We start from the raw sequence: 11,281 nt of genomic DNA, 5'->3' as shown, positions 1-11,281 counted from the left end.
AGGGTCACGGGCCTGCCCACCCCTTGCAACGCTGGCCGCTGAGCGGAACGTCTGAGGTGCGCGCTCAACCCCGGCTACGCCGGGGTTGAGGTCCCCAGGGATTTACACCAACACAGGGGACGCAAACGATCCAGGCCCTGCGCCAGCTGCTGGAGGCAGTCGAACTTGAGGGTGTGCTGGTGCAAGCCGACGCGCTGCATGCGAACCGCCCTTTTTCCTCTACCTCGCCCAGCGCGGCGCCGACTTCCTGATCGCCGTCAAACACGGCCGCCGCAGGGGATTTCGCTTGATCAGAGACCGGCTCACCTACGGCCGGCGGATCCCCTGGCGCACGAGCAAGCGGGAAATCAAACGGGGCCGCGACATCACCTGGGACTTGCGGGCCAAGCCGGCTCCGGAGTGGGTGATGGAGCAGTGGCCGGGCAGCGCGACGATCATCGCCGTGCGCAGCCATGGCACCCGCGAGGGCAAGCCGCAAGACGAGACCCGTTACTACGTCACGAGTTTGCGCGCTGGGGCCAAGGCCTTGCTCAAAGCCATCCGGCAGCGCTGGTCGATCGAGAACAGCTGGCACTGGGTGCGGGATGTGACGCTGCGGGAAGACGCCCACCGCTACCGGGAGGACAACGGCGTTCAGATCCTGGCCACGCTGCGCAGCATGGCGATCAATGCCCTGCGGCTCGATGGGATCTGGTCGATCACCGAGGGGATCGCAGCCCTGGCTCACGACATCAAAGGGTTGCTCAGGCTGCTGGGCTGGAGGCCAGCGGCGGAGACGCCCTCAGGATGACTTCTAATAGGCCCTGACTCTGGCAGGCCGTTAGTATGGGTTGTATGGGCTAAGAGACTCTTATCCCATGACCCGAAAGCTGAGCTGCAGCAAACAGAATAGTAGGATAGTTTCTCAAAGCTTGTTACGTGGCCGCATACAATGCCATGCGTGTCGTTCAGCTTTGTATTTCCTGCTTGTAGCCTGCTCTGGAAATCCTGACAGGTAGCCAATGCTTGCATAATCATTAAAACTTTAAACGCTGGTACGGCCGCGTCCACATCAAGTAGCTGACCGATGGCTCTAGGGGCCAACACCAGGTTTCTTATTCTCCTACTTCTTTCAGTAGGAAGAAGTGATGTCTTTGTGTGCTGCTTTTCACGCCTAGAGAACAGTTCAGAACACTGACGAGATCCATAACAAGAGCAGTGTCAACTATTGAAGATTCATTATCAATCATACGCTTGTAGGCCAATAGTGTTAAATGAATTTCCATCTGACCAGACAACTATAATTCATGAATGCTATAAGTTCTATTCATAAGCTCATAACAAACTACTAGCAAACCTGATCCTAGTCATGAAAATGCATCAGAACAGTCCACAAAAAATCCTGATTGATGAGGGTGGGTTTAATGGAACCGCCACACTAGCGGCCCTTGATCCAATATTTGAGTTTGACAAGATCTTCACAATAGAACCCTCTGCTAGACTCGTATCAAAGATAAAAAATAAAATAAGTGACCCCAGGGTAACGGTCCTTAAATGCGCACTCTCAAATAAGACAGCCACGTCAAGCTTTTTCAACTCTGGTAATCCTGGTGGATCTGTATATCAACAAGCACCAGCATTTGGTTCTGAAGGGGTTGGCAACCAATCTATCGTCCAGCTTGTTGATGCATCATTATTTGTAGATATATTCATTAATAACAACGATTTAGTATTTATGAAGCTCAATTGCGAAGGCAGTGAAGTCGACATACTTGAGTCACTTCTTCTAAGCGGAAAAATCAGCAGAATCAAGAATATGTTAATTGACCTTGATGCGCTGAAGATTGAGTCTGAGGTTGATAGGGCATTGAAAATTATGGCCTCAGTCAGGCAAAGTGGTGCGAGCTTTTTCACGCCAGAAGAAGTTCAGTTTAATATGGTCACAAACTATGGAGGCATTCACAATTGGCTACAAAGAGCTGGTGCTGAATCCAAGAAATCAATTCTATTACGGAAGATAAAGTCGATTCTATATAACATTAATATCTTTTTAAATCATCCAGACTGCAACGGATATCACAAGATGCTGCTACTTCGTAAGTTTCCGTTTTTAAAAGTCTTAGCCAAATCGAATCGGAGAAAAGAATAATAGATGCAAAGAGAATTGACTATAAAGAATAATATGCAGGTGATAATTTCTCTGTAAATTATTTTTTCCTAGATATCTTAGCAATTTGCTTTCCTTGAGGAAGTTCTATGAATCAATTCGGTGAGGAATCTAGCTTCTCAACTAGTATATTGGATATCCTTGTTCCTCAGCCTTGCCCCTTTAAATTAGTGCGCATTGGGGGGAAAAGTGATGGATCCTATTTAGTGCCCGATCATCTCGAGGGAATCACAGCCTGCTATTCGCCAGGCGTTGACAATTTTAAGGACTTTGAAGATAACCTAACTCTAAACTACAAAATTAAGTGCCACCTTCTTGACAAGAGTAGTGACCCTAGCTTATTTAGGACGCCACTCATCCCATTATTTCAGACTTTTGATAAGCTCTATTTGGGGAGCAGCGATACAGCAGACCAAATCTCGCTTCAGGCTTTTGTGGGGAAATATTCACGGGAAGATGAAAATGAACTAATGCTCCAAATGGATATAGAAGGAGCAGAGTATAATGTTCTCAATAGTGCTAGCTCTAGTCTCTTGAGCAGGTTCCGGATTATTGTAATTGAGTTTCATGGCCTCGAGAGCTTACAAAATGATGATATTGACTTAGCCTATATTGAAAATGCTTTTTCTCGTTTAGCTCAACAACATACCTGTGTACATATTCATTTTAACAACAACTCTACCGAGTATATAGATATAGCTTCAAAGCGAAATTTTTCATCACTATGTGAGGCTACCTTCCTTCGTAATGACTGCTTTAGAACAAAGACAATCGTAAATTCAATTCACTTACCACACCCTGGGGATATCTCTCTGAATGTAGCCGATCGGCCACCTATCCATCCAAATCGAGCCTGGGTAAATGGGAAAAGCACTCCGTCAGCAGAGTTAAAACGTGCTTATGACAGCCTTCTATTTCTTGAGCACGGCTTCAGAAAAGATATTTCCAGCATGCATAGTACCTCAAGCCGAGATGCCTCGGTGATTGTGTCAAAGGTAATTAATCTAAGCAGTTTACATTTGCAAGCCCTTTTGCTACGAGTGATCAGGCGTTTGATCAATGTAGAGCTGTTTCTAATGCGTAAATGATTATATTTCGAACTTCTGGGGGAAGGCTTGGCAACCAGCTTTTTCAGCTAGCTTATGCCTTGAGTATTGCTAAGCCTAGGGAGAGAGTCCTAATAACTGATATTCAAGAGGTAAATAAGTATTTTACAGTTCCTGCCAATGTCCGCGATATATCTTCTTGGAACAGAGTAAAGATAAGGTCGTTAATATTCACATCTTTGGCTAGTGCTTCACTCTTGGGCTTTGGAACCTTCATCAAAGAATCTGATTATTCCAGGAAATCGGTAAAAACAGTTAATAGATTTAAGTTGCCACTAAACTTTTCATACATTGACAGTGGATGGTTTCAAGACTGGGAGCTTGCTAAAGTGCTAGAACAAAACGGCGTAGGCTTAAAGCCAGACATCGAAGATATTGCGGAGGAATGGATTAAAAAAAATGGTCTTGAAAACAAAAAGTTTAATTTTTGCCATATTAGACGAACTGATTATGCTAACCACCTAGGCGGGATAACCCTTCCGCTTACATACTATCAAGATGCTCTTGCCAGGCTGATGAAGTACGACGATGGTACCCCTTTACTGATTACAGGTGATGATTATGATTTTGCGAAGCTGGCGTTTAAGGATCTGCCAAGAGCAACTATTTTTTCAGAGCCTCCAGGCCTCACCCTAGCGATTCTGCAACGAGCAACTAATGGAATAATATCAAACTCAACCTTTGGATGGTGGGCCGGTTATTTAGCAAGCAAGAACGGTGGCAGTATATATGCACCAAAGTATTTTATGGGCTGGAAACTAAGAGAAAATATACCTGCAGCCTTGGTTTATCCCGGTTTCAAGTGGCTCGATGTCTTAGCTGAGCCAGATAAATGAAAATCTGTTTTATACAGCCAGAGTTCAAGGGATTTGGTGGTGGTATTAGAATATACCATGAATACTTTATTCAAAATCTGAATCCTGGTGATCAATGCCTATTCCTCATTGGTTCTGGTTCAGTAGCTGAAAAGTCTGAGTTTGAAATTAATCACACACCTAGTATTACAGAAGTACGTCTTGGGATTGCGCGTCTTAATAAGTGGAAGCGAAGTTTTCAACGCTACTCAATGTTTCCTACAATACAAGCCGATTTAGCGGCAAGTTGGGCGCTAAGGGAGCTTGCGGAGGCTTGGGAGCCTGATGTTGTTGAAATCGCCGATATTAGCCTCCTATACGCCGCCTGGTTATCCAGTAATCCCGTCCCGTGGTTCGTGCAAAGCCATGGGAGCACTGCGCAACTTCTGCAAAATGATCCCTTAAAAGGCCAAGAACCGATTTCCCAATTGGCATCTCTACTAGAATGCAATACCCTTAGACATGTTCCGTTTCTTGCGACATCAAACCCAAAAAGCCGTGATACATGGGAAAACTTAATCGGACTGCGTGAGATTGATGTGGTTGCCCCAGGGTGGGCTATGCCTCAATCACTTTGTCATTCTCCAATTGCCAATACTAATATAGATAGTGTTGTGCGCATCTTTGGTCGGTTTCAATCATGGAAGGGTGCTCTGGTTGTGTCCGAAGCGATAAGCAAGCTTGACAGTATATCTCTCAACGTAGAGTGGTATGGATTGAACATGCCGTATAATGATTGTAACACTTCGATGTTAGACGAGGTACTCTCTAAGTTTGCAGGCATCAATCAAAAACTTGTTTTAAAAGAGCCTGTTTTGCCAGCTGAGGTATATAAGCTGCAATCGAAAGCCCTCTTCAACCTTGTTCCATCCTCTTGGGATGTCATGAACTTTAGCGCTATTGAGGCAATGGCATCTGGCAGGCCATTGATCATTTCCGATGGAGCTGGTGCAAGTTGTTTTATCGAAGATGGAGTAAGTGGGCTGATTTTTAAGGCTGGAGACGCCAGCAGCCTATGTGAGAGCATCATTAAAATGATGGATACTTCTGAAGTGGATAGGCTTAAAATGGCTAGCCGTGCCCAAAAAACTGTTCAAAAGCTATTCGATCCAGCGAGGCAAGCACAAGAGAGATATGAATATTTCCAACATCTCATAAATTATTGGCCCTTAAAAGGAGTTAGCAAAGTTCCTCTTTGGGTTGAGCAGTCGGTTTCACCAATGCCCGTTCATTCCGACCAGCCATGGGCTCTTCTTGATAATTTACCACTCAAAGGCTTGCTCCAATATACTTTAAAACGTTTAAGAGCAAAATTTTCTAAATCTGGCATATGAGCATTGCTCTTTGTATCCCCGCTTACAATGCAGCGGATTGCCTGCCAAGGCTTTTGAAATCCGCATTAGGGCAGACAAAACTTTTTAATGAGATATGGGTTTATGACGATTGCTCAGTTGACAAAACTGCATCTGTAGCCTCTGGATTCGGAGCTCAAGTTATTCGTGGTGCGATTAATAAAGGATGTAGTCATGGCAAAAATGCCTTAGTTAATGCAGTTTCTTCTGAATGGATTCACTTTCACGACGCTGACGATGACCTACTCCCAAGTTTTGTGAAACTCGCGCAAAGATGGGTTGAAAAAGACTGTGCTGATGTCATTTTGTTTAACTACAACAATCTCGAGGAGGGAACGGGAAGGCTGCTTGGTCATCGCATCTTCGATCCAATTCTTCTCGAAAAAGACCCGAGAGCCTATGCAATTTCAGAGCAGATAAACCCGTTCTGCGGCCTTTACCGCAAAAGTGCTTATCTAGAAGCTGGCGGCTATGATGAAGACCCAGCGGTTTTATATAATGAAGATGTGGCCTTCCATATCCGGCTAGCTTTTGCTGGTTTGAAGTTTGCTGTAGAGCCTGAGGTGGCTATTATTAATTATACCTCATCATCTTCTATGTCGCAATCCAACAAATTGGGTTGCCTGCAAGCCCATCTAGCAGTGCTTGTCAAAACAGCAGAACATCCGGAGGCCCATCTCTACTATCATCTAGTTGCAAAAAAATTATGGCATGTTGCCGGCCTACTAGGCTCCTACCTGGATTGGAACTCTGCCGATCGCGCTATTGATATGGCCATAAACTTGGCACCTCTTCAGGCAGCGGAATTGAATCCATGGCTGATAAAAGCTTGCCAAGTCTCGCCCCACTTGACCTATCGGCTGAGGGAAGCATCTAGTCGCCTCTTCAAACCAGCACTTCGATCGGGGTATCCCCGGCGAGGCCGAGACTGAGCATTGATCGTCACACAGCCCCTGGTCTCGGTGTTGATCCCAATGTTCAATGCCGAGCGCTTCATCACCGAAACACTGGCTTCGCTTAGGCATCAGAGCCACAGCCATCTTGAAATTATCGTTGTTGACGACGGGTCAAAAGATGGCAGCACAGACCTGGTGGAGGCATGGGGCGATCCCAGGCTCACCCTCGTGCGTCAAAGCAATGCAGGGCAAACCGCTGCTCTTAATACTGCCCTGCGCCATTGCCATGGCAACTATGTGCAATACCTCGATGCCGACGATCTGATCTCACCCAACAAAATCGCCTTGCAGATCGCGAGGCTGCAGGGGAAACCACAATGCATAGCATCCGCGGAATGGGCCCGCTTCAGCAGCGAGCCCACTGAGGCACGATTCGACCCGGAAGCCGTGTGGACAGATCTCGACCCGCTGGATTGGTTAGCTGGCTCCAGAGCGCAAGGGGGCGGAATGCTGTTCCCAGCCCTCTGGTTGCTCCCCCGTCAATTGGTAGAAGCCACAGGGCCCTGGCAGGAAGATCTCTGCTTGAACAACGACGCTGAGTACTTCACCCGTGCTCTCTTGAAGGCCGAAAGGGTGCTGTTCTGCCCAGGAGCCCGCTGCTACTACCGCAGCGGCATCAGAGGAAGTTTGTCGGGTCACAAAACTATCAAAGCCTGGCAATCCCAATTCAAAGTCAACGCCCTCTGCGAGCAAGCCGTGCGCCAACGGGAAGACAGCGACCGCATCCGCCGCGGCTTTGCCCTCAGCTGGCAGATCCTAGCCCACAGCTGCTACCCCTACCATCCGGAGCTGGCTGAGCAAGCGCTCGAGCGAGCCAAAGCCCTTCATTCCGCTGAAATCTTCCCCGAAGGAGGGTCTGCCTTCCTACTGGCGTCCAAGGTGCTGGGCTGGCGCCTCGCACGCCGGATGCAGGTGCTCAGCGGCCGGCCATGAACAAAACACTTGCAGATCAACCGCTGCGCATCGCGATCACTGCCGATCCGGAACTGCCGGTGCCGCCTGAGCTCTATGGCGGTATTGAGAGGATGATAGATGGCCTGGTGCGGGAATTGGTTAGCCGGGGCCATAGTGTCACGCTGTTCGCCCATCCAGCCTCCAAATCCCCTTGCACGCTTGTGGGCTGGCCTGGCGCCACCAGCTCATCCTTCCGCGACACCATGGCAAACATGGCTGTTCTGGCCAAGGGAGTGGCTTCAGGCAGCTTTGATCTGCTCCACTCCTTCTCAAGGCTGGCCTATCTCGGGCCATTGCTGCCGTGGCCGATCCCCAAACTGATGACCTATCAGCGACCCGTGACCCGCCGCACCGTGCAGCTCAGCCATGCGTTGAGCCGCGGCACTCTGAAGTTCTCCGCCATCAGCGCCTGGATGCAGGCCCCTGTGGCAGACATTGGCCGCTGGCATGTGGTGCCGAATGGCGTTGATCTCTCCATCTTCCCCTTTGTGGCAGATCCAGGCCCGGAGGCACCGCTGGTGTTCCTGGGCAGATTGGAGGAGATCAAGGGCCCCCACCTAGCGATCGAAGCCGCCAAACGTAGCGGCCTGCCATTAGTGCTGGCCGGCAATGTTGCAACGGAACATCAGCGCTGGGTGGAGGAGCACGTGTTGGCACAGCTCGATCCTCCCCACATCCGCTATGTGGGCCCGGCGAACGACATCCAGAAAGCTGCATTGCTGGGCAGCAGCCGGGCTCTGCTGATGCCGATCCTCTGGGATGAACCTTTCGGCATCGTGATGGCCGAAGCCATGGCCTGCGGCACCCCGGTGCTCGGATTGAACCGCGGCGCCGTTCCCGAGGTGGTAGAGCACGGGGTTACCGGCTTTGTGGCCAACTCCCTGCCGGAGTTGATCGCGCAGCTACCAGGGCTGGCCAACCTCGATCGGGCGGCCAGCCGAAGGAACGTAGAGCGGCTTTACAGCAGTGGCGCCATGGCTGATGGCTATCTGCGCGTTTATCAGTCGATGTTAAAAAAGTCAAATAAATTCTAATCACTTCTACCTCCTTGCCACCGAAGCAAAATCATTCATCGCCGTCATATTCCAGCACCAATTGGGCATATTTCACCGATACTTATAACAGCGTAGAATAATTGTAACTATTTTTCGTAAAAACCATAAAAATCCAGTTAACAAGTTCTTCTTTTTTATCGCAAAAGCGAATTAAAAAGGCATATAGTGGTATTAAAGTAAAAAAATCTAAACAAAGCTTAAACAAAGCTGTATATTGTTTATACATCTTAAATATACATTCCATCTTATGATAAATCAAATGCCACAATCCCGCCCCTCGCTATTCAGAACTATCTTGAACCTTTTGATAAACCCATACAGGCTTAATGATTCTGCTCTCTACTCGCTCTACCTAAGGATCAGATATCCGAGTTATCACTACCAAAAGCATAAGGAAAAGATTTTTTACGCACGATTAATCGAAGAAAACGGTGGTGATTTAGTCTTCGATATCGGTGCTAACAGCGGCCAAAAGGCAGCTCTATTCAGAAAATACTCCAAGCAGGTAATTTGCGTTGAACCTGATCCTTCAGCTATTGAACAGCTCCAGGCACGCTTCGCTGATTCCAGCGACGTCGTCGTTGTGCATAAAGGTGTAGGATCTGCTACTGCAGAATTAACTTTTTATAGCCTTGGGCCCGCTAGCCCCCTTAATTCATTTTCACGGCAGTGGTCGGAGGCCCACGCTGGACAAGTAGCAGCCTCTGAATTAAAAGTAGAGATGGTAACTCTAGATCATCTAATTACTACCTACGGAGAGCCGTCATATATTAAGATTGATGTTGAAGGTTACGAGCTTGAAGCACTGCAAGGGCTTACTCTTCCAATACAACTACTAAGCTTTGAGTGCAATCTAAGTCATTTTCGACACCAAACGCTCGAATGCATCGCATACTTAGATAAACTTCAAGCAGGTATGTTCAACTACTCTAAAAGTGAACCGCCAATCGATTTTGAATCTAGCCAGTGGTTGCATGGCCCTGAAATGGCGGAAGTTGTGGCTTGTGCCAATCATGATTATATGGAAATCTACTTTCAGAGCACCAAGTTAAAACTCAACTAGCCCTAAGATGAGTGCATTGCAAAAGAGTTATAATATGCGCCCAGTTCACCGTAATTAATCACACAATATTCGATTTATGCAACCTTTGCTGTATTGCATATATTGATCCGTGCATATAACCATTCGTGGCTAACGTATTTCGCAGCATATTTTAGCTTAATCATTTCCAATATCCGTCAACCGTTAATTAATTCTGATATGCCATGAATAAGTTGATTCATTCTATTAACAGTAATATTCTTTTTGTTTCCAATGCTGACTACTTAAAGCCGAATGGCGGAGGAGTTCAGTGGTGCACGAATGAATATCTTAAAATGATGGAAGCCTCTAATTTAAATATATCAATATGCAGCTACTCCTCAGATATGAACTTATTCTCTAGGGTTAAGCGCAGGCTTTTGCCACAACCCTTTAAAGGAATAGTTCCTAAATCGGCCATTTCCGAGATCATTTCAATCACCAGAGCTCGAAAGATTAGTTTCATCGCGCTAAACAATACTGAAGCGTGTTCCCTGGCATCTCAGATCAGAGAAATAGATAAGCAGATAAAAATTCTTTTTTTATCGCATGGTGCCGAAATCGTAGACTTAGTTAATCAAATACGGATTGATCCAAAGAGCATCTCTAGACTAAAACGTTCGCCTCATTGGATAGGAAGGACGCTGCGCGATGAAATTTATCAACGCCAATCTCTTGATGGGGCAATATGCATTTCTAAAGAGGACGTTCAATTTGAACGATGGCTTGGTTCAAGAAATACCCTATTTATCCCTAGAAGTATACATATCAACCTTCTGCCTAACCGGGCCAAGAAACATAGAATGGGTATAGTTTCAACTCTGGATCACGTGCCTAATCGCTCGGGAATTATAGAATTAGCCAATGCCATGACAAATTCGAACATCCAAATTAGACTTGTTGGCGGGCCAACATCTATTGGAGAGAAATTAGCAAGTTTATTTAAATCTATATATTATTGTGGACGCTTATCAGATTCTGACCTTAAGATCGAAGCATCTACTTGGAGGGCTTTTGCGAACCCAATTTTCTGTCAAGCTCGAGGAGCAAGCACCAAAGTTGCTACAGCTCTCGGCTGGGGAATCCCCGTATTAACAACACCTCAAGGAGCAAGAGGCTATGAATGGGATACTGAGGCACTGCCACTTGCATCCTCTCCCAAGGATTTAGCTAGATTAGTGCAAATGGTAGTTTCCGACAATTGCAGATCTACTTGGAGAGATAGGACTTTGCATGTTGCATCACTTGCTCCATCAATAGATGCACAAGCCAGCCTCTTTCGAGACTTCTTGTCTAAGTTCTAATCCTCTCGGTTAAAATACTTATTTATCGCTTGTGCCCAGGGCCGCCTAAAAGTCTGTCTGCATAGCCCTTGGCGGGTCTGCCAGCATTGGGTTTGGTCAGCGGGATTTCTACCTGCTAATGGTCGAAACTCGTTCTACTGCAGTCGATCAAAGTGTTCCGGATGACCTGATCAGCTTCCTCAAGGCCATCCCAGATGGCCGCTACCGCCGTGGGGTGCGCTACCCCCAGTGGTTCCTGCTGCTGGTGGCGGTGGTGGGATCCTGAGCGGCTGCCGCAGCTCCCGTGATCTGGAGGCTTTTGCCCGCCGGCACCGGGAGGCTCTCAACCAAGCGCTGGCCCTGGATTTGGCCGCGTCCCTTGGAATGGTGTAAATCCTGAGGCCCGATTGCCCTGGACTGAGGGAGAACAGGGGTGAATGACGGGCTGTCATTCTTGAGGCGCATGTGCACCTCGTTGTTTCACGATGAATCCC

The 11,281-nt window shown here is 47.4% G+C and carries 10 protein-coding genes and 1 pseudogene; all 11 read left to right on the top strand.

What is annotated here, in order from left to right:
• Nucleotides 1-217: 217 nt before the first annotated feature.
• Nucleotides 218-790 (top strand): annotated as a pseudogene (locus KBY78_RS11735) (ISAs1 family transposase); the annotation flags it as partial.
• Nucleotides 791-1,348: 558 nt separating this feature from the next.
• A complete protein-coding gene (locus KBY78_RS11730) occupies nt 1,349-2,128 on the top strand; it encodes an FkbM family methyltransferase (protein WP_255143740.1) in 780 nt (259 codons plus the stop codon).
• Nucleotides 2,129-2,235: 107 nt separating this feature from the next.
• Nucleotides 2,236-3,234 carry an FkbM family methyltransferase gene (locus KBY78_RS11725; RefSeq protein WP_255143739.1) on the top strand — a complete coding sequence of 333 codons (999 nt, stop codon included), beginning with the start codon at nt 2,236-2,238 and terminating at the stop codon, nt 3,232-3,234.
• Between the two features lie 59 nt (nt 3,235-3,293).
• Nucleotides 3,294-4,088 carry an alpha-1,2-fucosyltransferase gene (locus KBY78_RS11720; protein ID WP_255143738.1) on the top strand — a complete coding sequence of 265 codons (795 nt, stop codon included), beginning with the start codon at nt 3,294-3,296 and terminating at the stop codon, nt 4,086-4,088.
• Complete coding sequence (locus KBY78_RS11715) at nt 4,085-5,440, top strand: glycosyltransferase family 4 protein (RefSeq protein ID WP_255143737.1); 1,356 nt, start codon at nt 4,085-4,087, stop codon at nt 5,438-5,440. The genes KBY78_RS11720 and KBY78_RS11715 overlap by 4 nt, the downstream gene beginning before the upstream one ends.
• Nucleotides 5,437-6,390, top strand: coding sequence for a glycosyltransferase (locus tag KBY78_RS11710; protein ID WP_255143736.1), 954 nt, complete (start codon nt 5,437-5,439; stop codon nt 6,388-6,390). Before KBY78_RS11715 ends, KBY78_RS11710 begins: the two co-directional genes overlap by 4 nt.
• A 30-nt stretch (nt 6,391-6,420) precedes the next feature.
• Nucleotides 6,421-7,347: a glycosyltransferase family A protein gene (locus KBY78_RS11705; RefSeq protein ID WP_255143741.1), complete on the top strand. Its 927-nt coding sequence runs from the start codon at nt 6,421-6,423 to the stop codon at nt 7,345-7,347.
• The gene (locus tag KBY78_RS11700; protein WP_255143735.1) at nt 7,344-8,402 is read left to right on the top strand and encodes a glycosyltransferase family 4 protein; all 1,059 of its coding nucleotides are present in this window, start codon (nt 7,344-7,346) and stop codon (nt 8,400-8,402) included. Before KBY78_RS11705 ends, KBY78_RS11700 begins: the two co-directional genes overlap by 4 nt.
• Before the next feature lie 280 nt (nt 8,403-8,682).
• Nucleotides 8,683-9,486: an FkbM family methyltransferase gene (locus tag KBY78_RS11695; RefSeq protein ID WP_255143734.1), complete on the top strand. Its 804-nt coding sequence runs from the start codon at nt 8,683-8,685 to the stop codon at nt 9,484-9,486.
• Between the two features lie 203 nt (nt 9,487-9,689).
• Nucleotides 9,690-10,808 (top strand): hypothetical protein, encoded by a 1,119-nt coding sequence (locus KBY78_RS11690; protein ID WP_255143733.1) that lies wholly within the window; start codon nt 9,690-9,692, stop codon nt 10,806-10,808.
• Nucleotides 10,809-10,926: 118 nt separating this feature from the next.
• A complete protein-coding gene (locus KBY78_RS11685; RefSeq protein WP_255143732.1) occupies nt 10,927-11,073 on the top strand; it encodes a transposase family protein in 147 nt (48 codons plus the stop codon).
• Nucleotides 11,074-11,281: the final 208 nt, after the last annotated feature.

This window comes from Synechococcus sp. EJ6-Ellesmere, from assembly GCF_024345875.1.
In the GTDB taxonomy this organism is placed as follows: Bacteria; Cyanobacteriota; Cyanobacteriia; order PCC-6307; family Cyanobiaceae; genus Regnicoccus_A; species Regnicoccus_A antarcticus.
This window is presented reverse-complemented; position numbering and strand designations above follow the sequence as displayed.